The 22,459-nt window shown below is 72.9% G+C and carries 19 protein-coding genes; 11 read left to right on the forward strand and 8 right to left on the reverse strand.

The genetic code is table 11. From position 1 onward, the window contains the following. Positions 1-25 precede the first annotated feature (25 nt). The 3 genes from ACFV9T_RS32710 to ACFV9T_RS32720 are packed head-to-tail and all read left to right on the forward strand — an operon-like array spanning position 26 to position 3,014. Positions 26-1,060 (forward strand): FecCD family ABC transporter permease, encoded by a 1,035-nt coding sequence (locus ACFV9T_RS32710; protein WP_385446115.1) that lies wholly within the window; start codon positions 26-28, stop codon positions 1,058-1,060. After that, on the forward strand, positions 1,057-2,163 hold the full coding sequence (locus ACFV9T_RS32715; RefSeq protein WP_385446116.1) for a FecCD family ABC transporter permease: 1,107 nt from the start codon (positions 1,057-1,059) through the stop codon (positions 2,161-2,163). The genes ACFV9T_RS32710 and ACFV9T_RS32715 overlap by 4 nt, the downstream gene beginning before the upstream one ends. Next, on the forward strand, positions 2,160-3,014 hold the full coding sequence (locus ACFV9T_RS32720; RefSeq protein WP_385446117.1) for an ABC transporter ATP-binding protein: 855 nt from the start codon (positions 2,160-2,162) through the stop codon (positions 3,012-3,014). Before ACFV9T_RS32715 ends, ACFV9T_RS32720 begins: the two co-directional genes overlap by 4 nt. 531 nt (positions 3,015-3,545) lie before the next feature. On the opposite strand, the gene ACFV9T_RS32725 is transcribed toward ACFV9T_RS32720, so the two are convergent. Continuing rightward, on the reverse strand, positions 3,546-4,784 hold the full coding sequence (locus ACFV9T_RS32725) for a hypothetical protein (protein ID WP_385446118.1): 1,239 nt from the start codon (positions 4,782-4,784) through the stop codon (positions 3,546-3,548). 115 nt (positions 4,785-4,899) lie between these two features. On the opposite strand from ACFV9T_RS32725, the gene ACFV9T_RS32730 reads away from it, so the two are divergent. Then, complete coding sequence (locus ACFV9T_RS32730) at positions 4,900-7,860, forward strand: helicase C-terminal domain-containing protein (RefSeq protein ID WP_385446119.1); 2,961 nt, start codon at positions 4,900-4,902, stop codon at positions 7,858-7,860. Here ACFV9T_RS32730 and ACFV9T_RS32735 read toward each other — a convergent pair. Next, entirely contained in the window at positions 7,857-8,483 is a 627-nt protein-coding gene (locus ACFV9T_RS32735; RefSeq protein WP_385446120.1) for a VanZ family protein, read from the reverse strand. The genes ACFV9T_RS32730 and ACFV9T_RS32735 overlap by 4 nt on opposite strands. A 316-nt stretch (positions 8,484-8,799) precedes the next feature. Between ACFV9T_RS32735 and ACFV9T_RS32740 the strand changes: the two genes are divergently transcribed. Beyond that, positions 8,800-10,449 (forward strand): DNA repair helicase XPB, encoded by a 1,650-nt coding sequence (locus ACFV9T_RS32740; protein ID WP_385446121.1) that lies wholly within the window; start codon positions 8,800-8,802, stop codon positions 10,447-10,449. Positions 10,450-10,463: 14 nt separating this feature from the next. Here the strand turns inward: ACFV9T_RS32740 and ACFV9T_RS32745 are convergent, their stop codons facing one another. Then, positions 10,464-11,066, reverse strand: a complete 603-nt coding sequence (locus tag ACFV9T_RS32745; RefSeq protein ID WP_385446122.1) for a TetR/AcrR family transcriptional regulator — start codon at positions 11,064-11,066, stop codon at positions 10,464-10,466. A gap of 116 nt (positions 11,067-11,182) precedes the next feature. On the opposite strand from ACFV9T_RS32745, the gene ACFV9T_RS32750 reads away from it, so the two are divergent. The 3 genes from ACFV9T_RS32750 (at position 11,183) to ACFV9T_RS32760 (ending at position 15,186) form a co-directional block, all read left to right on the forward strand. Further along, positions 11,183-12,214, forward strand: coding sequence for an alcohol dehydrogenase family protein (locus ACFV9T_RS32750; protein WP_385446123.1), 1,032 nt, complete (start codon positions 11,183-11,185; stop codon positions 12,212-12,214). 2 nt (positions 12,215-12,216) lie between these two features. Then, the gene (locus ACFV9T_RS32755) at positions 12,217-12,915 is read left to right on the forward strand and encodes an HAD-IA family hydrolase (protein ID WP_385446124.1); all 699 of its coding nucleotides are present in this window, start codon (positions 12,217-12,219) and stop codon (positions 12,913-12,915) included. A gap of 171 nt (positions 12,916-13,086) precedes the next feature. After that, positions 13,087-15,186 carry a HelD family protein gene (locus ACFV9T_RS32760; RefSeq protein ID WP_385446125.1) on the forward strand — a complete coding sequence of 700 codons (2,100 nt, stop codon included), beginning with the start codon at positions 13,087-13,089 and terminating at the stop codon, positions 15,184-15,186. An 18-nt stretch (positions 15,187-15,204) separates the two neighbouring features. On the opposite strand, the gene ACFV9T_RS32765 is transcribed toward ACFV9T_RS32760, so the two are convergent. Together ACFV9T_RS32765 and ACFV9T_RS32770 are read right to left on the reverse strand one after the other, a co-directional pair. After that, complete coding sequence (locus tag ACFV9T_RS32765) at positions 15,205-16,362, reverse strand: MFS transporter (RefSeq protein ID WP_385446126.1); 1,158 nt, start codon at positions 16,360-16,362, stop codon at positions 15,205-15,207. Then, positions 16,359-16,949 (reverse strand): helix-turn-helix domain-containing protein, encoded by a 591-nt coding sequence (locus ACFV9T_RS32770; protein ID WP_385446127.1) that lies wholly within the window; start codon positions 16,947-16,949, stop codon positions 16,359-16,361. The genes ACFV9T_RS32765 and ACFV9T_RS32770 overlap by 4 nt, the downstream gene beginning before the upstream one ends. Between ACFV9T_RS32770 and ACFV9T_RS32775 the strand changes: the two genes are divergently transcribed. Then, the gene (locus tag ACFV9T_RS32775; protein ID WP_385446128.1) at positions 16,948-17,466 is read left to right on the forward strand and encodes a GNAT family N-acetyltransferase; all 519 of its coding nucleotides are present in this window, start codon (positions 16,948-16,950) and stop codon (positions 17,464-17,466) included. The genes ACFV9T_RS32770 and ACFV9T_RS32775 overlap by 2 nt on opposite strands. Positions 17,467-17,480: 14 nt before the next feature. Here the strand turns inward: ACFV9T_RS32775 and ACFV9T_RS32780 are convergent, their stop codons facing one another. Next, positions 17,481-18,215, reverse strand: a complete 735-nt coding sequence (locus ACFV9T_RS32780; RefSeq protein ID WP_385446129.1) for a copper homeostasis protein CutC — start codon at positions 18,213-18,215, stop codon at positions 17,481-17,483. Positions 18,216-18,250: 35 nt separating this feature from the next. Here ACFV9T_RS32780 and ACFV9T_RS32785 point away from each other — a divergent pair, with 35 nt between their 5' ends. Together ACFV9T_RS32785 and ACFV9T_RS32790 are read left to right on the forward strand one after the other, a co-directional pair. Beyond that, entirely contained in the window at positions 18,251-18,898 is a 648-nt protein-coding gene (locus tag ACFV9T_RS32785) for a hypothetical protein (RefSeq protein ID WP_385446130.1), read from the forward strand. 135 nt (positions 18,899-19,033) lie between these two features. Beyond that, a complete protein-coding gene (locus ACFV9T_RS32790; protein ID WP_385446131.1) occupies positions 19,034-21,319 on the forward strand; it encodes a PQQ-binding-like beta-propeller repeat protein in 2,286 nt (761 codons plus the stop codon). A 9-nt stretch (positions 21,320-21,328) separates the two neighbouring features. Here the strand turns inward: ACFV9T_RS32790 and ACFV9T_RS32795 are convergent, their stop codons facing one another. Both ACFV9T_RS32795 and ACFV9T_RS32800 read right to left on the reverse strand, forming a co-directional pair. Continuing rightward, positions 21,329-21,553 (reverse strand): DUF397 domain-containing protein, encoded by a 225-nt coding sequence (locus tag ACFV9T_RS32795; RefSeq protein ID WP_385446132.1) that lies wholly within the window; start codon positions 21,551-21,553, stop codon positions 21,329-21,331. Next, positions 21,550-22,380, reverse strand: a complete 831-nt coding sequence (locus tag ACFV9T_RS32800) for a Scr1 family TA system antitoxin-like transcriptional regulator (RefSeq protein ID WP_385446133.1) — start codon at positions 22,378-22,380, stop codon at positions 21,550-21,552. The genes ACFV9T_RS32795 and ACFV9T_RS32800 overlap by 4 nt, the downstream gene beginning before the upstream one ends. Between the last annotated feature and the right edge of the window lie 79 nt (positions 22,381-22,459).

The raw sequence follows: 22,459 nt of genomic DNA on the forward strand, positions 1-22,459 counted from the left end.
CGAACGAACGGACCGAACGGAACCGATGTCTGCCGACCGGGCCAGCAGCCGAAGTCCCCGAGCCGCGTTGGTCCGGCGCCGCGTCGGCTGGACTGCCGCGGCCGTCGTCGCCCTCCTCTTCGCGGTGCTGCTCAGCCTCGCGCTCGGCAGCCGCCCGATCGCGCCGAGCCAGGTCGTGGACGCGCTGCTGCACGGGGGTACGAGCGACGCCGCCGACATCGTCCGGTCGCTGCGGCTGCCCCGTACCGTCGTCGGCCTGATGGTCGGCGCCGCCCTCGCCATGGCGGGCACCGTGATGCAGGGCGTCACCCGCAACCCGATCGCCGACCCCGGCGTGCTCGGCACCAGCCAGGGCGCGTCGGTGGGGGTCGTGCTGGCGATCGCCTTCGCGGGGGTGCACACGCTCTCCGGGTACGTGTGGTTCGCCTTCGCGGGCGCGGGCCTCGCCTCCGTCGCCGTCTACGCCATCGCCGCGGGCGGGCGGGGCGGCGCGAGCCCGGTCAAGCTCGCGCTGGCCGGGGCCGCCGTGAATGCCTTGCTGGTGTCCGTCACCTCGGGCGTGCTGACGACGAAGGCGGCAGCGCTGGACGAGTTCCGGTTCTGGCAGATCGGCTCCCTCGCCGGGCGCGACGCCGACATTCTCGGCCAGATCTGGCCGTTCCTGCTGGTGGGCACGGTGCTGGTGGCCTCGGTCGCCCGCGGCCTGGACGCGCTCGCGCTCGGCGAGGACGTGGCGAAGGGGCTCGGCCAGAACATCGCGGTCGTCCGCGTCCTCGCGGCCCTCGGCGCGACGGTCCTCACCGGCGTCGGCGTCGCCGCCGCGGGCCCGATCGCCTTCGTCGGCCTCGCCGTACCGCACATCGCGCGCGCGATGGTGGGGACGGACCACCGCTGGGTGCTGCCGATGGCGGCCCTGATCGGCCCGGTGATGCTGCTGATATCGGACGTGGTGGGGCGGCTCGTCTTCCCGCCCAGCGAGGTCCCGGCGGGTGTGATGACGGCCCTGATCGGCGTCCCGTTCCTGGTCACGCTGGTGCGGCGCAGGACGGTGACGGCATGAGCGCGGCTGAGAGCACCAGCACCCGTCCCCCCGGCTACGGCCTCCTCCGCACCGGCCCCCGCGCCTCGTTCCTGCTGCACCGCCGCGCGGCCGTCGTCGCGCTCGCGCTGGCCGCCGCCACGGCGGCCGTATGCGTCGCGTACCTGTGCCTCGGCGAGAGCTTCATCGCCCCCGGCGACGCCGTGCGGGCCGTCCTGCACACCCAGTACGGCATCGGCCAGCCCACCCCGAACGACCTCGTCGTCGGCACCCTCCGCCTCCCCCGTATGACCCTCGGCCTGCTGGTCGGCGCGGCCTTCGGCATCGCGGGCGCGCTCATCCAGACCGTGGCCCGCAACCCGCTCGCCAGCCCCGACATCATCGGCGTCACGCAGGGCGCGAGCGCGGTCACGGTCGGGGCGATGACGTACGGGGTGACCGCCTTCGGCGTGCTGCCGTACGTCTCCGTCGCGGGCGGCCTGGCCGCCGCCGCCCTCGTCTACGTCTTCGCCTGGCGCGGCGGCCTCCAGGCCACCCGCTTCGTCCTCATCGGCATCGGCGTCGCCGTCGCGCTCCGCTCCATCACGCAGCTGTTCCTCACCAAGGGCGACTATCTCGTCGCGCAGCAGGCCAAGGTGTGGATGACCGGTTCCCTCAACGGGCGCGGCTGGGACGTGGCCACCCCGCTGGGCTGGGCGCTGCTGTTCCTGCTGCCCGCCGTCCTGTGGGCGGCGCGTGCGCAGCGCACCGTCTCGATGGACGACGACACGGCGACCGCGCTGGGCGTACGGCTCGGGCGGGTCCGGCTCGGGCTCGCCACCCTCGGCATCGTCCTCGCCGCGATGGCGACGGGCGCGGCGGGCCCGGTCGACTTCGTGGCGCTGCTCGCCCCGCAGATCGCCCGCCGGATGACCCGTACCGCGCAGATCCCGCTGCTCTGCTCGGCGCTGACCGGCGCGTTCATCGTCGTCGCCGCCGATCTGCTGGCGCGCAAGGCGTTCGCGCCGACCGAACTGCCGGTGGGGGTGCTGACCGCCGCGGTCGGCGCCCCGTATCTGATCTACCTGCTGCTGACGTCCGGCGGACGGCGCCGCAGCGGCCGCAACGGAGGCACCACGGCATGACCGCAACACCCTTCGCGTCCGGCAGGCTCGCCGCCCGCGAACTGACCCTCGCCTACGAGGACCGGACCGTCGTGGACGGCCTCGACCTGGTGATACCCGACGGCGAGGTCACGGTCATCGTCGGCCCCAACGCCTGCGGCAAGTCCACCCTGCTGCGCGCCCTCGGCCGCCTCCTCAAGCCGCGCGGCGGCGCCGTGCTCCTCGACGGGACGGACCTCGCCCGCATCCCCACCAAGAAGATCGCCCAGTCCGTGGGGCTCCTCCCGCAGACCCCGGTCGCACCCGACGCGATCACCGTCGCCGACCTCGTCTCACGCGGCCGCCAGCCGCATCAGCACTGGTGGCAGCAGTGGTCGGACGAGGACGAGCGCGCGGTCGGCGACGCGATGGAGCGTACGGACGTGGCGGCGCTCGCCGACCGGCTGGTGGACGAGCTGTCCGGCGGCCAGCGGCAGCGCGTCTGGATCGCGATGGCGCTCGCGCAGGAGACGGGTCTGCTGCTGCTGGACGAGCCGACGACGTACCTGGACATCTCCCACCAGGTGGAGGTGCTGGACCTGGTCCGCCAGCTCAACCACGAGCGTGGCCGCACGGTGGTGGCCGTACTGCACGACCTCAACCAGGCGGCGCGGTACGCGGACCACCTGATCGCGATGAAGGCGGGGCGCGTCGTCGCGCGCGGGCGCCCGTCGGAGGTGGTCACGGCGGAGCTGGTGCGGGAGGTGTTCGGGCTGGAGTCGGTCGTCGTACCGGACCCGGTGACGGGCAGCCCCCTGGTCGTCCCGGGCGCACCATGGCGGGCGGCGGATGACGCCGTGGCGGACGCGCCGACCAAGGCGGAACACGGCTGACGGCAGGGCGGGCGGTCTGGCGGTCTCGCGGACGGTCTCACAGGCTGACGGCCGGGCTCGCGGCCGGGCGGGCGAGCTGGGAGGCCGGGCTCGCGGCCGGGCGGGCTCACGACCGGGCGGGCGGGCTCACAGCCGGGCTGGCGGCCGGACGGCCGGGCTCACGGCCGGGCGGGCGGGCTCACAGCCAGGCCGACCGCCGGACTCACGGGCTGGCCACCGGGCTGGCGGCCGGACGGCCGGGCTCACGGCCGGGCGGGCGGGCTCACGGACGCGCTGACAGCCCCAGGCGGCCAAGCTGGCGACCGGGCTGGCAGGCAGGCGGGCTCACGGCCGGGCTCACGGCCGGACGGCCGGGCTCACGGCCGGGCGGGCGGACTCACGGCCAGGCTGACGGGCTCACGGCCGCGCTGACAGCCCCAGGCGGCCAGGCTGACGACCGCGCTGGCAGGCAGGCGCTGGCGGCCGGGTGACCAGGCTGACCGCCGGACTCGCGGGCTCGCGGGCGGGCTGACCGCCGGACCGGCTGACCGCTCAGCCTCTACGGCGGGCCCGCCACACCAGGAACAGCACCGTGGCGACAGCCGCGCCGCGCACGACCACCGGCCACGTCTCGGTGAGCACGTCCTTCATCCCGTCCTCCGGGATCCGGTCGCCCCACTTGCCGCTGGCCCGGCCCCACAGCCAGACCATCGCCCCGGCCGCCACCAGGCCGGGCATGCCCATCACCGCCCACTTGGCCTCGGCGCGGGACAGCTTGCCGGTGGCGTACGTGAGCACCCAGCCGAAGGCGAGCACGACGACGTTGCCCATCACGGCACCCGCGATGAGCAGCACGATCGCGAGCAGCAGCACCGGGCTGAGCCCCGCCGCCCAACCGGCCCGGGCCGCCTTGCCGGTGTCGCCCTCAGCGGCGGCGGACTTGCCGGGGCCGAGCAGGGCGCGACGCATCAGTCCGCGCCGCCGAGGCCCCTTCCCCTTCCCCTTCTCCGCTTCGGCGGCCTCTTCCGCCTCGGCCGCCTCCTCCTCCGCCGCCCGCTTCTCGGCCTCCTCCTTCTCCCTCTTCTCCCGCTGTTCCTGCTGCTCCTGCTCGACCGTCTTGCCGTTGCCGAGCAGTTCGGGCAGCTCGATGCCGCCGACGAAGCCCTCGACGAAGCCGAACTGGCCGTCCTGATGCTCGGGCTGGGCGAACGGACCCGGCTCCACGTGCCACCAGTCGGGGTTGGACTCGCGCGGGCCCAACTCGTCCTGGCCCGCCAGGTGGGGCCCGGACCAACGGCGGGGGGCCGGGGGCGCTTCGGGGGTGTCGGGCGTGACGGGCGTGACGGGCGTGTGCTTGGCGAAGGAAACAGGAGTGTCCTGCGTACCGTCCGAGCGGTTCGGCTCGCGCGGCGAGGGGACCTTGTTGCTGAGCCCGGTGCGCTCGGCGAGCCCGGCCAGCTTGTCGCGGGCGGCCCGCGCCGCGCCCGAGGTACGCGTACCTCCGCCGACCGATTCGCCGCCGTCCCCGCCCGGGGCACCGCTGGCACCCTCCCCGCCGGACGGCCGCCCGCCCGCGGCGGCGACCACCTCGGCGGGCGTGCCCAGCTTGGACAGAATCCGCTTCACCCCGGCCGCGCTGTCCGAACCGCCCGTCGACCGCCGGTGATCGATATCGGCCCGCAGCCCGGAGACCAGCCGCATCCGTTCACCGGACGGCAGCCCCTGCTGCTGAGCCAGGTCCCCGACACGGCTCAGATAGTCGTAGACGAGCTTTTCGCTCTCGATCCCCACCAAGACCCCTGAGAATGCGCACGGTCGGCCTGCCAGACGGCTCCGACGGTACCGTGCGGAGGCTGGATTCCGCCGCACCCCCGACGCCCGGCACCCCCCGGGTACTGTGGATCGAATGAGCAGCTCGCGTAATCGGGAGGCATGCGTGACCGCAGGGACCGGCCCAGACGCCAGCGGCCGCGCGGCGCCCCGCACCCTGGCCGAGGAGCTGCGCACGCGCCCCGACGAGGCGCTGGCCGCCCTGCTGCGCGCCCGCCCCGACCTGCTGTCCCCGGTCCCGGGCGACCTCACCCAACTCGCCACCCGAGCGGGCACCCGCGCCTCGGTCGTACGAGCGGTGGAACGCCTCGACCGCTTCGCCCTCCAGACAGCCGAGGCCCTGGCCGTAGCCCCGGACCCCTGCCCGTACGAAACCCTGCACGCCCTGATGACGGGCGACCCCACCCCGGAGCGCGAGGACACCGCCGCCGCGCTCCGCGACCGCATCGCCGCCGAGCTGCCGCGGGCCGTCGCCACGTTGCGGGCGCAGGCGCTGGTCTGGGGTGGGGACGACCGGTTGCGGCTCGTCCGTACCGCGCGGGAGCTGCTGGCGCCCTCGCCCGCCTCGCCGTCGCCGACCGGGCTCGGGCCCACCGTGCACGAGGCCACGGCGGGGATGTCGCCGGGACGGTTGCAGGAGCTGCTCGCGGCGGCCGGGCTGGCGGCCACCCACGATCCGGTGACGGCCGTCGCCGCGTTGACCGAGCTGTTCAACGACCGCGACCGGATGGCCGCCCTGCTCGCCGGGGCACCCGACGACGCGGCCGCCGTGCTCGCCAAGCTGACCTGGGGCCCTCCGTACGGCGAGGTGTCCGTCGCCTCCCCCACGCCGCCCGTCGCCTGGCTGCTGGATCGCGGGCTGCTGCTCCCGTCCGGGCCGCGCAACGTCGTCCTCCCCCGCGAGGTCGCCCTGCATCTGCGCGGCGGCCGCGCCCACCGCGCGCCCGAGCCGGTGGCCCCGCCGCTGGCGTCCGCCGCGCAGCACGATCCACAGGCTGTGGACAAAGCCGCGGCGGGTCAGGCGTTCACCGCCCTGGCCACCATCGAGGAGCTGCTCGGCGAATGGGAGAGCGCCGGTCCGCCCGTGCTGCGCGCGGGCGGGCTGAGCGTGCGCGAACTCAAGCGGACCGCCGTCGCGCTCGACGTCTCCGAGCCGGTGGCCGCCTTCTGGATCGAGCTGGCGTACGCGGCCGGGCTGCTGGCCTCGGACGGCGAGACCGACGAGCGGTACGCGCCCACCCCCGCGTACGACGACTGGCTGCGGCTGCCCGCCGAGGAACGCTGGGCCGCCCTCGCCACCGCCTGGCTCGCCGCGACCCGTACGCCGGGCCTGGTCGGCGGCCGTGACGCCAGAGGCCGTACGCTCTCCGCCCTCGGCGCCGACCTGGACCGTTCCCCGGCCCCCGAGGTCCGCCGCCGGGTCCTCGGACTCCTCGCCGCCCTCCCGCCCGGCGCCGCCCCCGACCCGGACGCGCTGCTGACCCGCCTGCGGTGGGAACGCCCGGCCCACCGAGGCCCAGTGGGCGCGGCGAGCCCGGCGGGGGCCAGGCCCGCCGGGGGTACGGGGGCAACGGGCTCTGCGGGCGCCAGGGGCGCGGGAGCTGCGGGGCGCGCCGGATCGGGTGCCGCAGCCGACGGGGTTACGGGAGCCACCGGGACCTGGGCCGCCGGGGCCGCCGGGGCCGCCGGAACGGCCTCCGTCACCACGGGAACTGCTGCGGGCTCTGCGGGCGCCAGGGGCGCCGGGGTTACGGGAGCCACCGGGACCTGGAGCGCCGGGACCTGGAGCGCCGGGAGCTGGAGCGCCGCCGGAGCGGCAGAACCGGCCGCCCCCTCCCCCACCACCCGGGACGATCTACGGTCGCGGCTGGCCCGCTGGACCCTCAGCGAGGCCGAGATGCTCGGCGTCACGGGCCGCGCCGCGCTCTCGGCCCACGGCCGCGCGCTCCTGGGCCCGGCCGCCGAAGCGCCCACCGGGCCGCCCGCCACGCCCACCGCCGGGGCCACCGCGCCCGGGGCCCTCAGCGCGGAGCCACCCGCCGACGCCACCCCCGGGGCACCCGCCACCACCCCCGCCGAGGCCGCCGCACTCGCCGCCCAGGCGGCCCGGCTGCTCGCCCCGCTCCTCCCCGAGCCCCTCGACCACGTACTCCTCCAGGCCGACCTGACCGCCGTCGCGCCCGGCCCGCTGGAGCGGCCGCTCGCCGACGCGCTCGGCATCCTCGCCGAGGTCGAGTCCAAGGGCGGCGCGACCGTCTACCGGTTCACCCCCGCCTCCGTACGCCGCGCGCTCGACGCCGGGCAGGCCGCCGACGACCTGCACACCTTCCTCGCCGCGCACTCCCGCACCCCGGTGCCGCAGCCCCTCTCGTACCTGATCGACGACGTCGCCCGTAAGCACGGCCACCTCCGCATCGGCGCGGCCTCCGCCTATCTGCGCTGCGACGACGAGGCGCTGCTCGCCGAGATCCTCGCCGACCGCCGCTCCGCAGGCCTGCGGCTGCGCCGTCTCGCCCCCACCGTGCTGGCCGCCCAGGCGCCGCCGGACGCGCTGCTGGAGGGCCTGCGCGCCATGGGCTACGCACCGGCCGCCGAATCCGCCGAGGGCGACGTCCTGGTCACCCGCGCCGAGGCCCAGCGCACCCCGCCCCGCACGGCCCCCGCCCCGGTGCCGGACGGTCCGCCCGTCCCCGACACCACCCTGCTGGGCGCGGCGGTACGCGCCATCCGCGCCGGAGACCTCGCCGCGACCGCACCCCACAAGCCCCCGGTCACCGCTGCCGAAGAAACGTCCGGCCGCCTCCCCCGCACCACCTCCGCCGACACCCTCGCCACCATGCAGGCCGCGGCCCTCACCGGCTCCGCCGTCTGGATCGGCTACGTCAACGCGGACGGCGCCGCCAGCCAGCGCGTCATCGCCCCGGTCCGGGTCGAGGGCGGCTACGTCACCGCGTACGACCACACCGCCGACGAGGTCCGTACGTACCCCCTCCACCGCATCACGGGCGTCGCGGAACTGGCCGACGAACCAAGCTAGGCAGAGCGCCCCCGCTGCCACCAGTGGCGGCGGCGCGGGTGGAGGGCGTGACCGAGGCGGCGGCCGATCAGGAAGTAGCCGAGCAGCGCGCCCGACGTGTTCAGGATGACGTCGTCGATGTCGAAGGCCCGGCCCTCGACGATCGCGCCCTGAGCGATCTCGACCAGCACCATCACCAGCGACGTCACCAGCACCACCCGCACCGCGCCCCGCGCCTTCGGCACGAGCATCGGCAGCAGCACGCCGAAGGGCGCGCCGAGCAGCACGTTGCCGCCGATCTGCTTCACCGTGTCCCGGATGGCGGGCTGGTCGAGGTAGGCACGCAGCGAATCGCCCGGCCGCAGATTGGTGTGCACGAGGTCGCTGGACCCCGGCGACGGCACGAGCGTGGCCTTGGCGAGCGCCGCCGCGAACCCGACCATGCAGACGAACGCCAGCAACATCACCAGCGTGCGGGCCACACGGGACCCGAACGAATCACGCTGCAACGGCGCCGCGGGCGCCTTGGGCACCTTCTTGCGGGGGACGCTCTTCGCCCCGCCCTTGGCCCCGCCCTTCGGGACGGCCTTGGGCTTGGGCTTAGCCGTGGCCTTGGGCTTAGCCGTGGCCTTGGGCTTAGCCATGGCCTTGGGCTTGGCCGTACTCTTCGCCCCGCCCTTCCCTGCCCCCTTCGGCGCCGCGCTCTTCGGCTTCGCCGCACTCTTCGGCTTCACACCCGTCGCACTCCGCCAGCTCTCCCACCAAGCGACGCTGACCACAGGGACCGACCTCCCACTGTCGTTCTGGCCCTCCTGTGCACGCGGTTGCCCCTAGCCATGCGGAGTATCCCTGTGACCCTCCGCCCGGCCCGGCCGATGAGGGACACTGGGGCTTTGGCCCCCGGCGGCCGGTTCACCGGCAGCACCAGTGGCCCCCGGCGACACGGAAGGACTCAGGCGCGTGAACGGACCGCTCATCGTCCAGAGCGACAAGACGCTCCTGCTGGAGGTCGACCACGAGCAGGCACAAGCGTGCCGCCGCGCCATCGCGCCGTTCGCCGAGCTGGAGCGCGCGCCGGAGCACATCCACACCTATCGGCTGACCCCGCTCGGCCTGTGGAACGCCCGCGCTGCCGGGCACGACGCCGAGCAGGTCGTGAACGCGCTCGTGGAGTACTCCCGCTACCCCGTACCGCACGCCCTGCTCGTCGACGTCGCCGAGACGATGGCCCGCTACGGGCGGCTGCGCCTCCTCAAGCACCCCACCCACGGCCTGGTCCTGGAGACCAGCGACCGCCCGGTGCTGGAGGAGATCCTGCGATCGAAGCGGGTCCAGCCGCTGGTCGGGGCCCGTATCGACCCGGACACGGTCGTCGTCCACCCCTCCGAGCGCGGTCAGATCAAGCAGACGCTGCTCAAGCTGGGCTGGCCCGCCGAGGACCTGGCCGGTTACGTGGACGGCGAGGCGCACGCCATCGACCTCCACGAGGACGGCTGGGCGCTGCGCCCGTACCAGCAACAGGCCGTCGAGGGGTTCTGGCACGGCGGCTCGGGCGTCGTCGTCCTGCCCTGCGGCGCCGGAAAGACGCTGGTCGGGGCGGGTGCGATGGCCACCGCCAAGTCGACCACGCTGATCCTGGTCACCAACACCGTCTCGGCCCGCCAGTGGAAGCACGAGCTGGTGCGCCGCACCTCCCTCACCGAGGAGGAGATCGGCGAGTACAGCGGTACGCGCAAGGAGATCCGCCCGGTCACCATCGCCACGTACCAGGTGCTCACCACCAAGCGGAAGGGCATCTACCCGCATCTGGAGCTGTTCGACTCCCGCGACTGGGGGCTGATCATCTACGACGAGGTGCATCTGCTGCCCGCGCCGGTCTTCAAGTTCACGGCCGACCTCCAGGCGCGGCGCCGCCTCGGCCTGACCGCCACGCTCGTACGGGAGGACGGCCGCGAGTCCGACGTCTTCTCGCTCATCGGCCCCAAGCGCTTCGACGCGCCCTGGAAGGAGATCGAGGCGCAGGGCTACATCGCGCCCGCCGACTGCGTCGAGGTCCGCGTCAACCTCACCGAGACCGAGCGGCTGGCGTACGCGACCGCCGAGACCGAGGAGAAGTACCGCTACTGCGCCACCACCGCGTCCAAGCAGCGGATCACCGAGGCGCTGGTGGCCAAGCACAAGGGGCAGCAGACGCTGGTCATCGGCCAGTACATCGACCAGCTCGACGAACTGGGCGACCATCTGGACGCGCCCGTCATCAAGGGCGAGACGACGAACGCGCAGCGCGAGAAGCTGTTCAACGCCTTCCGGGAGGGCGAGCTGTCCGTCCTCGTCGTCTCGAAGGTCGCCAACTTCTCCATCGACCTCCCCGAGGCCACCGTCGCCATCCAGGTCTCCGGCACCTTCGGCTCCCGCCAGGAGGAGGCCCAGCGCCTCGGCCGGGTGCTGCGCCCGAAGGCCGACGGCCATCCGGCGGTCTTCTACTCGGTGGTCGCGCGCGACACCATCGACCAGGACTTCGCGGCCCACCGCCAGCGGTTCCTGGCCGAGCAGGGGTACGCGTACCGCATCGTGGACGCGAGCGCGCTCCTCGCGGACGAGGACGTCTGACGCAACCAGGAAAGCTAAGCAGCAGCCGGGACGAGCGCGGCGGCGGCGCGGCGGGCCTGGCGGGCGGCTTCCGGTATGCAGCGGGTGGCGGCGGAGACGGCGACTCCCTCGTGGAGCAGCATCAGCGTCCTGCCGAGGTGCTGCGGCTCCGGGGCGCCCGTCGCGGTGGCCAGGTCGGTGAGGTAGCCGAGAAGCCACGTCTTCTGCTCGACGACGATGGCGTGCCCGGGATGTTCGGCCGCGGGGAGTTCGGCGAGGGCATTGACGAAACCGCAGCCGCGCGGGTCCTCCCGCTCGATCCACTCACCCATGGCGTCGAAGGTGGCCAGCAGCCGGTCCCGAGGCGACTCGGCATGCCCGTCGACCCATTCGGTCAGCCAGCCGCGCCAGCGGAGATCCCTCTCCCGCAGGTAGGCGGCCACGAGCCGGTCCTTGGAGCCGAAGCAGGCGTAGAGCGTCTTCTTCGTGACACCGGCCGCGGCGGCGATCGCCTCGACCCCTACGGCGTGGATGCCCTCGCTGTAGAAGAGCCCTGAGGCGACGCCGAGCACCCGACGCCCCGCAGGGGTGAGCGATTCCGACGGGCTCGTTTCCGACGGGCGTTCCGACGGGCTCATCGCTGCCTCCCTGAGCACTATACCGACCGGTGTGTTGACTATACGCGAAGCCGGATGTAACCATACCGGTCGGTATACCCATGGCCCATGCATGACCTATGGAGGAGGCGAAGTACATGCGTGCTGTGCTGCTCACCGGCTTCGGCGGTCCGGAGAAGCTCGTCTACCGGGAGGACGTACCCGAGCCGAGGCCGGGACCTGACGAGGTGCGGGTCCGCGTCGGGGCCACGGCGTTGAACAACACCGATATCTGGACCCGCGAGGGCGCCTACGGCTCGGCCGACGACCCGGGTTCGAGCGCCGGTTGGCGTCGGGAGCCTCTTGCGTTCCCCCGCATCCAGGGCGCGGACGTCGCAGGCCGCATCGACGAGGTCGGTGCGGGCGTTCCGGCGTCAAGGGTCGGCGAGCGGGTCCTCCTCGACCCGATGATCTACCAGGGTGGCGAGCGGGAGCTGGTCACCACCGAATACCTGGGCAGCGAACGCGACGGGGGCTTCGCCGAGTTCGTGACCGTACCCGCGGGCAATGCGCACGCCGTGGACACGCCGCTGAGCGACGCCCAGCTCGCGACGTTCCCCACCGCCTACGCGACCGCCATGCGCATGCTGAACAGGGCCGGGGTGCGGCCGGGCGAATCGATCCTCGTCACCGGCGCCTCGGGCGGCGTGGGATCGGCACTGATCCAGCTGGCCACGATCCGGGGTGCGCGGGTGGTGGCCGCCGTGAGCGGCGGCAAGCGGGAGCAGGCCCGTGAGCTGGGCGCCGACGCCACGATCGACCGCGAGAAGCTGAGCACCGAGCTGCCCGCCACCTCCGTGGACGTCGTGGCCGATGTCGTGGCCGGGCCGGGCTTCCCGTCACTTCTGCGAGCGCTGCGGCCGCTGGGCCGTTACGTCGTGGCCGGAGCCATCGCCGGACCCCTGGTGGAAACGGACCTGCGCACGGTCTACCTGCAACAGCTCCAGCTCATCGGCTCCTCCTTCGGCAGCCACGAGGACTTCCGCGCGCTCCTGGCCCACATCACCGGCGGCGAGCTGCGGCCACTGCTCGCCGCGACCTATCCGCTGCGTGAACTCCGGGCCGCGCAAGAGCACTTCGTCAGGAAGAACTTCTTCGGCAAGCTCGTCGTGACCCCCGGGGAGCGGTAGTCGTGTCCTTCGACATCGCGCCCTTCGACGGCATCCGGGTCCTGACCTTCGACGTGGTCGGCACCCTCATCGACTTCGAGACCGGAATCCTGGACTGCCTCCGGCCGGTGGCCCGGGTCGGCGACGGCGAGCTGCTGGAGTCCTTCGCGCGCGGCGAGGCCATCCAGCAGCGCCTCACGCCGGAGCTTCCGTTCACGCAGATGCTGGCGCCGATCCAGCAGCGCATGGCCGACGAGCTGGGATTCTCCTCCGGCGACGTCGGGCTGCGCGAGTCGATTCCGCGCTGGCCCGCCTTCCCCGACGCGCCGCCCGCGCTGCGCTCGCTGGGCCGCCGCTTCCGGCTCGTCGCCCTGACCAATGCCGACAACTGGGCGCAGGAGCAGATGGCCGTCACGCTCGGCTCGCCGTTCGACGACGCGGTCACCGCCGAGGACGTCGGCGTCAACAAGCCCGACCCGCAGATGTTCGCCTACTGTCTCGGACGGCAGAGCACCCACGGCTACACCCGGGCCGAGTGCGTGCACGTCGCACAGAGCCAGTACCACGACATCCGGGTGTCCAAAAGGCTCGGCTACCGGACCTGCTGGATCGAACGCCGCCACGGGCTGCCAGGTTTCGGCGCGACGCCCCGCCCCCACGAACTCACCACGCCCGACCACCACTTCACCTCCCTCGAAGAACTCGCGAGGGAGGCGGCGTGAAAATCCGCGCCGCCGCACGCCCGACATAAATCATTCGCGGCCCGTCCACGCACTGGCTACAATCCCCCGTCTTGCCGCCTCCCGCTCGGGAGAGCCGTCGGCCGGACGGAAACCGGCTGGCATCTCGTCCGTACCGCACCTCTGCTTCGTGTACCCGCCGGAGGCTACGCCGTGCCCTCGCACGCCCCTGACCAGCCAGAACCACCCCTGACCGACCCCCTCGCACGCGAACGCGCCCACCTCGCCGCCTCCCGCGCCGCCCTCCGCGCCATGCGCGCCGACGTCGAAGCCCTCGACCTCCGGGACGTCGCCGCGAACTGGGTCAACGCCGAGGCCCTGCACCACCAGGTCAGCGAGCGCATCAAGGCCCTCGCCGACCTCTCCCACACCCCGCTCTTCTTCGGCCGCCTCGACTATCTGCACGCGCCGGACGCCCTCGCTGCCATGTCGGAGGCGGCGGAGGGGGCCGAGGGGGAATCGTTCTACATCGGCCGCCGTCACGTACACGACGGTGACGGCGACCCCATGGTCATCGACTGGCGCGCCCCCGTCTCGCAGCCCTTCTACCAGGCGTCCAAGAAGGCCCCCATGGACGTCGGGCTGCGCCGCCGCTTCGGCTACACCGGCGGCGAGCTGACCGCCTACGAGGACGAGAAGCTCTCCGACCCCACCGAGGCCGAACAGACCAGCAAGCTCCTCCAGACCGAGATCGAGCGCCCGCGCGTCGGCCCCATGCGGGACATCGTCGCGACGATCCAGCCCGAGCAGGACGAGATCGTCCGCGCCGGAATCGGCGGCACCGTCTGCGTCCAGGGCGCACCGGGCACCGGGAAGACGGCGGTCGGCCTGCACCGGGTCGCGTACCTCCTCTACGCCCACCGCGAGCGGCTGGCCCGCTCGGGCACCCTCGTCATCGGCCCGAACCGCTCCTTCCTCCACTACATCGAGCAAGTGCTGCCCGCGCTGGGCGAGTTGCAGGTCGCCCAGGCCACCGTCGAGGACTTGGTGGCCCGCCCCGCCACGGGCGTCGAGGTGCGCGGCGCCGACTCCGCCGACGTGGCCCGTATCAAGGGCGACGCCCGCATGGCGGAGGTGCTGCGCCGGGCCCTGCGCTCGCACGTCACCCCGCCCACCGAACCGTGCGTCGTGGTGCGCGGCTCGCGCCGCTGGCGGGTCCCGGCGTACGAGATCGAGGAGACCGTGGCGGAACTCCTGGACCGCGACATCCGCTACGGCGCCGCCCGCGACGCCCTGCCGCAGCGCATCGCGCACGCCGTGCTCGTCCGCATGGAGCAGGCGGGCGAGGCCCCCGACGACCGCGTGCAGGACGCGGTGGCCCGTAACCCCGCCGTGAAGGCGGCCGTCAAGGCCATCTGGCCGCCCGTCGACCCGGCCAAACTCGTGCTCCGTCTGCTCTCCGACGCCGACTTCCTGGCCGCCCACGCGGACGGCGTCCTCGACGCCGACGAGCAGAAGACCCTCCTGTGGGCCAAGCCGCCGCGCAGCGTGAAGTCCGCGAAGTGGTCCCCGCAGGACGCGGTGCTCGTCGACGAGGCCGCCGACCTCATCGAACGCACCCATTCCCTCGGCCATGTGGTCCTGGACGAGGCGCAGGACCTGTCCCCCATGCAGTACCGCGCCGTCGGCCGCCGCTGCACCACCGGCTCCGCCACGATCCTCGGCGACCTGGCCCAGGGCACGACCCCCTGGGCGACGTCCAGTTGGGACGAGGCCCTGACCCACCTGGGCAAACCCGGTTCCACCGTCGAGGAGCTGACCCAGGGCTTCCGGGTGCCGCGCGAGGTGATCGCGTACGCGTCCCGGCTGCTGCCCGCCATCGCGCCCGGCCTGTCGGAGGCCACCTCGATCCGCGAGGCGGCGGGCGACTTCGCCGTACGGGCCGTTGATCCGCCGGAACTCGATGCGGCCGTGATCACCGCCTGCCACGAAGCCCTGACCCACGAGGGCTCGATCGGCCTGATCGCGGCCGAAGCCCGCCTCCCGGCGCTGTCCACCGCCCTCGCGGAGGCGGGCCTGCGGTATCTCTCCCCCGGCGAGGAGACCAGCCCCGAGGCGAGGCTGACCCTGGTGCCCGCGACGCTGGCGAAGGGCCTGGAGTACGACTACGTGGTCCTGGACGAACCGGCCGCCGTGGTCGACGGCGAACCCGACGAACGTACGGGCCTGCGCCGCCTGTACGTGGCCCTGACCCGAGCGGTCTCGGGCCTGAAGGTGATCCACGCGGCCCCGCTCCCGGAGGGCCTGGCGTAGCCCCATGTCTGCTCATGCCTACGCATTCCCGCGAACACGGGACAGAACGGCGGCGAGGAGGAGCGTGGTGAGGGCGGTGAGGGCGACGCCACGCCAGCCGAGGGTATGGAGCATGGGGGCCGCGAGGGCCGTGCCGACGGCGCCGACCGTGAAGTACAGCACCAGGTAGACGCTGCTGAGGCTGCCGGAGCGCTCGGGGTCGAGCGCGATGACGCGGCTCTGGTTGGCGGCCTGGGCGACGAAGCAGCCCGCGTCGAAGACGGTGAGCCCGAGGGCCGTGGTCGGCGGGGTGTTGAGGCCGGTGGCCAGCAGGGCGGCTCCGGACGCGGCGGTCAGCATGCCAGCGGTGATCACAGTGTGAGGGGTGTACCGGTCGGTGAGGTGTCCGGTGAACGGGAGTACGGCGAGGCCGAGCAGTCCGGCCAGGCTGTACAGGCCGATGGCGTTCGGGCCGAGGGAGTGGGGTGGCTGGGCCAGCGCCAAGGCGAGGGCGACCCAGATGAGATTGAAGGCGAAATACCACAACCCACCGGCGGCCACCGCGCGGCGCAACTGAGGTTGCTGGCACAGGAGTTGGGGAAGCGCGGTGAGCGTGGCGCGGTAGCCGCGATGGGGCTGTGGTGATTGCCGGGGCAGGAGCGCGGCGGCGGCCGCGCCGAGCAGGGCGAGAGCGGCGAAGACGAGGAGCATTCGCCGCCACCCGAGGAGGGCGGCGAGTGTTCCTCCGGCCAGGCGGCTGAGCAGGATACCGGCCGACATGCCCGCGGCCACGGTGGCGACACCGATTCCGCGCCGCCCGGGCGGGGCGTGGCGGCCCGCGATGCTGCTTGCCTGGGCCGCGACACTGGCGGCCGCGCCGATGAGCAGATAGGCGGCCAGGAGCACGGGCGCGCCCGGTGCGGCAGCGGCGAGGGCGAGGGCGGCGGCCAGGGCGATGAGCTGCGCGGCGACCAGGCGGCTGGGGGCGAGGTGGTCGGTGAGGGGGAGCAGGAGGGCGAACCCGGCCACGCAGCCGACGAGCGCGGCGGTCGGGACGAGGCCGATCACGGAGAGCGGGACGCGCAGGTCGGCGGCGACCGCGGTAAGGGCGGGCTGGATGGCGTAGTTGTTCGCGATCGCCATTCCGGCTATCGCGGCGAGGAGGGGCGCGCGGCCTCGGGTGAGGCGGCGGGTCACGGTGTGGTGCCGCGGGTGAGGATGACAGCGTAGCGGCACCCGGTGTCGGTGTTGTTGGCGAAGACGCGCTCGGTGGGCTCGCCGAGTTCGATGGTGTCTCCGGCGTCGAGTTCGTGGACGGTGTCGCCGTCGTGGAAGGTCAGGCGGCCGTCGAGGACCCAGACGACTTGGCGGATGAAGGCGAAGGCGGCAGCCGGATACGGGACGCGCGCCTCGGGGGGCAGATGGATCTCGGCGATCTCGGCCGGGAAGTGGGGGCTGGTGATCTGGCGGCGGCGGTAGCCGGTGGCGGGGTCGTACCACTCGGCGGCGTCGGTCTGGCGGCGCACTTCCGCGCCTCCGTCGGCGTCGTCCGGGGAACCTTCGGCGAGGGCGAGCAGGGAAGCGACGCTGAGCTGGAAGGCGGCGGACAGCTTGCCGAGGACGACGGCGGTGGGGCTGCTCTCACCGCGCTCGATCCGGTTGATCATGGCGCGGGAGACCCCGGAGGCATCCGCGAGCTGGGCCAGGGTCCACTTGCGGCGTGCGCGTTCGGTGCGGACGCGGGCTGCGATCCGCTCCACCAAGGGGTCTACTATGTTGGACATGAATCCAATATACGAGAGAGGCGGGGCTGTGGAGGTGCGCCCGGCCCGTACCGGCGACGCGGAGGCCATCCGCGCGATCCGCAACCACGCGATCGAGCATTCGACGGCCCTGTGGACGCAGACCGCGCAGTCCCCTGCCGAGGGGGCCGACTGGCTGGCCGGGCACCTGGAGCGGGGGTCGGCGTTCGTGGCCGAGGCGGAAGGCGAACTGGCCGGGTTCGCGGTCTACGGTCCGTGGCGGGAGCTGGACGGCTACCGGCACACGGTGGAGGACTCGGTCTACGTCCGCGAAGACCGGCACGGGCTCGGCATCGGCTCCGCGCTGCTGGCCGCCCTCATCGCCTCGGCGCGCGAAGCGGGCCACCACGTGATGATCGCCGACATCGAAGCCGAGAACACCTCATCGGTCCGGCTGCACGAACGGTTCGGGTTCCAGCACGTCGGCACGGTGTCGGAGGTCGGCACCAAGTTCGGCCGGTGGCTCGACTTGACGATCATGCGCCTGCCGCTGACCTGAGCCGCCGATGCAACTCAGCCCACCGGCACCGGCACCGGCGCGTCGAGCGCCAGGCGCCACTGCCCCACGGCGGCCGCGTCCACCGGGCCGTGCCAGCCGCCGGGGCGGGCCGCGCTGCCGATGTGGAAGGCAGTGATGCCCGTGGCGCGCAGTTCGGGGAGGTGGTCGAGGCGGAGCCCTCCGCCGACCATGATCCGCGCCTCGTAACCCGCCGCCCCGGCCCGCGCGGCCTCGGCCTGGAGCGTCGGCAGGCCGTGGTCGACGCCCTGGGCCGAACCAGCGGTGAGGTAGGTGTCCAGGCCCGGGAGCCCGGCCAGCTGCCGACGGAGCACGTCGCGGTCGGCGGCGCGGTCGATGGCCCGGTGGAACGTCCAGCGGCTCTCGTCCACGCCCGCCCCGGCGCCGATGACCTCGACCAGCGTGGAAACGGCGGCGAGATCGGCCAGCCCATCGGCGGCGAGGAAGCCGAGCACGAACTCGTCCGCGCCCTCCGCGTACAGCGCGGCGGCCTGACGGCACAGCGCGTCGACGGCTGCGGCATCCCCCGCCGCGAACCCATCGGCCGCGCGGAGCATCACCCGCACCGGCAGATCCACCGCCGAACGGACGGCGGCGAAGGTCTCCCGGGAGGGCGTCAGCCCGTCGGCGGCCATGTCGGTGACCAGCTCAAGACGGTCCGCCCCTCCGGCCTCTGCCGCGATCGCGTCCTGCGAGTGGAGGGCGATAACCTCCAGAATTGGTCTAGACATGCTGCATAGCTTGCCACACCCCACAGAATGGGGCCATGTCCGACCACCCCGCACTGCTCATCCGCTGGGCGCTGCTCCTCAACGGCGCCCGCGACACCACCACCCCCGACCCGGACCCCTACGGCCGCGACCTGCTGTCCCGCTGGGCCGAACCCCAGCGGCGCTACCACACCACCGACCACCTGATCGCGGTGCTGGACCGGGTCGACGAGCTGCTCCCGCATGTCCAGGCCCCCGACCCCGACGCGATCCGCCTCGCCGCCTGGTTCCACGACGCGGTCTACCTCCCCGACCGCTCGACCAACGAGGACCGCAGCGCCCGCCTCGCCGAACGTGCCCTCCCGGAAGCGGGCGTCCCGGAGGCCCGCGTAGCCGAAACCGCCCGCCTCGTCCGCCTCACCACCGACCACGACCCCGCCGATGGCGACACCAACGGCGAAGTCCTCTGCGACGCCGACCTGGCGGTACTGGCGGGCTCACCCGAGGACTACAGCGCGTACGCGGCGGCGGTCCGCGAGGAGTACGCCTTCGTCCCGGACGACACCTTCCGCGAGGGCCGCGCAAACGTCCTCCGCCACCTCCTGGGCCTGCCCCGCCTGTTCCGCACCCCGATCGGCCACGACCGCTGGGAGCCGGCGGCCCGCCGCAACATGACCACGGAGCTGGAGCTACTGGGCGCATGACATGTGCCGTCCCGTCGCGTTTCGGCAGGCCGAGGGGGCGATACCTGCCGTCGCCCGGGCCCTGTGTCACCGGGGGCACGGTCTACGATCAACGCTGCCGAGGGAAAACCGCTTACCACCGGGGGACGTGGGGCTGTGGACGACCGGAATCTGATACTCGCTGACCGCTACCGTCTGGTCCGCCCGCTGGGGCGCGGCGGAATGGGAGAGGTGTGGGAGGCGCGGGACGACAGTCTCCGGCGGCCGGTCGCGGTCAAGGTGATCTCGGTCCTCGCGGGTGGCGGCAGTCGGGCCGACGAGGCGCGTGCCCGGTTTCTGCGCGAGGCGCGGATCACCGCCGCGCTTCAGCATCCCCATATCGTGACCGTCCACGACCTCGGTGAGGCAGCCACCGGCCAGGGCACGACGCCGTTCCTCGTGATGGAACTGCTCCGGGGCGAGGGCCTGGACGCCGTTGTCCGGCGCGGACCTGTCGACGAGGAGGACGTGGCGCAGTGGGGGGCGCAGGTGTGCGACGCGCTGGGTGAGGCGCATGCCGCCGGCATCCTCCACCGCGACATCAAGCCCGCGAATCTGTTCGTCATGGCCTCGGGCAGCCTGAAGGTGCTCGACTTCGGTATTGCCCGCGCCGCCGACCCCTCGGCCACCGGTGACCGGCTGACCCACACCGGGTTCATGGTGGGCACGGCCGCGTACATGGCACCGGAGCAGGCACGCGGGCGCCCCGAGCAGCGCAGCGACCTGTACTCCCTCGGGTGTGTGCTGTTCGAACTGCTCACCGGGCAGCTGCCGTTCGACGCCCCGGATACCCTCGCGTATGTCACGGCACACCTTCACGATCCGCCCCCCGCGCCGAGCAGCCTCGTACCCGGCGTCTCCGCTCCGTGGGACCGCCTGGTCGATCGGCTGCTGGCCAAGGACCCGCGGGAGCGATACGAATCGGCCGCCGCGCTCGCCGATGAGCTGCGGCGCCTCGGTGGTGTGCGGCAGGCCGTACCCGCGGCCCGTCGCTACACCCCCACCGTCGCCGACCGTGAGGAGCACGGAGCGGACTCACCGCCTCCGGCTGCCTCCGGGTCCGACGATCTCGCGGCGGCGTCTACGGTTCAGGCGCCTGCCGGGCCGTCCGGTGGAGCAGGCATGAGCCGGCGCAGCCTGCTCCGGCGCGGCGCGGGCGTCGCCGCGGTCGCGGTCGCCGGAGGGGCGGCGGCGATGTACCTGACCGGCGACCCCGAGCGGGACCCGGTCGCCTGGTCGCAGAAGATCGCGGACGTCGACGTGATCAACTCCGACGGTCCGGACGTCGTCCTGGCCGACGGCCGGTGCCATGTGGCCGCCGGCCACTACTACAAGGACACCGCCGCGCTCCACACCTTCGACCTTGCCACCGGTAAGCGTCTGTGGAAGGTGTCCCTGAACGTGGCCTGGTCCCGGGAGACACGCTTTGCGGTCGTCGGCGGCACGGTACTCGCCCTGACCCAGGACTCCAATAACAAGGGCGGACTGGTGCACGCCTTCGACGCCGCCACCGGCGAGCGCCGGTGGCAGCATCCGGTCTCCATCAGCGCCATGGGGCTGGAGGTGCACCGACCCAGCGGCCTGCTGATCACCGAAGAGGACGGTCGGGTGAGCGGAATGGATCCGCGCACCGGCGACGAGCGTTGGGCGATCGACGTGTCCTCCCCCTACGACGCCACGTGGATGCTGGCCGGTGACCTGATCCTGTGCGGCGGGACCGCCGTAGTCGGCAAGACGGGCAAGAAGCTGTGGACACGCTCCAACTTCCAGCCGCAGGGCGACCTGGCGCACCCCCTGGGTGAGGGCCTGCTCTGCTACGAGGACGGCAAGACAGTCCCCGTCGACCTCGTCTGCCGCAAGGCGGACACAGGTGAGGTGATGTGGCGTAGCCCGTTCCAGAAGACCAAACCGGACGCCTTCGTCACCGGGGCCTTCCAGCCGCTCGACGAGCTGGTGTCGGGCACCACGGTGTTCCTTCCGCTGGCTGCGGGGTCCCGCCGGAAACCGACCGCACTGAACGGACTCACCGGCGAGCCGACCTGGACCTACGGCAGTACGTACCAAGAGGCCGATCTGGAAGAACAGGGGACGACGAGCGTGGCGGGCGGGTTCGTCCTGCCCACGGGATCGGGACCGGTGTGCCTGGCCGCCGACGACGGCACGAAACGCTGGCACGCCGATACTCAGAGAGTGGAGACCACCAGCGAGTACGCCCTGCTCTCCGGGACAGAGCAGGCGCGAGTGTTCCAGCGCTGGACCAGCGCGCGGATCGTCGGAGTGGAGCACGGCCGCACGCTCTGGACGGGCCAGTTCGACAGCACGGCCATCAGCGAGCCTGCCGCGAGCGGCGACTCGATCGCGCTCCTCGACGGCAACGGCACACTGTGGGCGATGCGTGTGTGACCCCAGGGGTTATGCCGCAGGGAACTCGCCGCGTATGAGGGCGGAGACGAACGACGACCAGCCCTCTGCCGGGAAGATCAGCGCTGGGCCGTGCGGGTTCTTGGAGTCGCGGACCGGGACGGCGTCGTGGGTCTGGGCAAAGGTGCGGGAAAACTCCACGCACTGGCCGCCGTTGGCGCCACTGTACGAAGACTTGACCCACTCGGCAGCGGTGAGATCCAAGTCGGCACTCATGTGCGGTACTCCTTCGCCAGAGTCTTGATCAGGGCCTTTGATCGATCCGGGGACAGCGCACTTGCCCTGAGCAGATCGTAGTCATCCAGGGCGGCAGCGACCGTCTGAGGAGAATCGTGCATTCTCCCTCCTACCCGGGTCTCGGTGTAGAGCACCGTGGGCGAGTCCGGGAAGCGCAGCACGGTGAAGGGCTCCGGGGAGGAAGTCGGAACGCCTGCCGAGAACGGCAGGACCTGAAGCGTGACATGAGGTGACGCGGCAGCCGTCAGCAGATACTCAAGCTGCCCACTCATGACCTCGGCACCGCCGACGGCCGTTCGCAGGCACGCCTCGTTCAGGATGGCCCAGAGGTACGGCGGAGCCTCTCTCTCGAACACCTCACGCCGACTCAGCCGCGTGGCGACCTTGCCCTCGATTGCCTCGGCTTCCTCCTTCGAGAAGTAGCCGCGGAAGACGGCCTCCGCATAGTCCTCCGTCTGCAGGATGCCGATCACGAGGTTCGCCGAGTAGTCCAGCACCCGCGACGCCTTGCGCTCCAGGTTCAGATAAGGGGTGAACCACGAGGGGTGGTCGCCCTCGTCGATCCTCCGGAGCATGTCCGCGAACAGGTTGGCCGTGCCGAACGCGGTGTCGCAGCCTTTCGCGAACTTGTCGCTGGGCCTGGGCAGGAGCTTCCCCGCCTCCACCCTGCTGACGTACGCCTCGGAGTACCCGGCGGCCTGACCCAGACGCTTCTGCGTGAGCTTGCGGGCGAGACGGACCTGTTTGACGTCACGGCCGAAGCGCTGGAGCGGATTCAAGTTCGCGGATGGGGTCGTCTCGTCCAATGCTGTGACCTCTCGCTATGTGATCACGGCCAGCATCGCGGCAGCTCGCAGACTTGCGCAGTGCGGCTAAAGGCGTCTC

Origin of the sequence: Streptomyces sp. NPDC059850 (assembly GCF_042731515.1) — a bacterium.
Classification (GTDB): Bacteria; Actinomycetota; Actinomycetes; order Streptomycetales; family Streptomycetaceae; genus Streptomyces.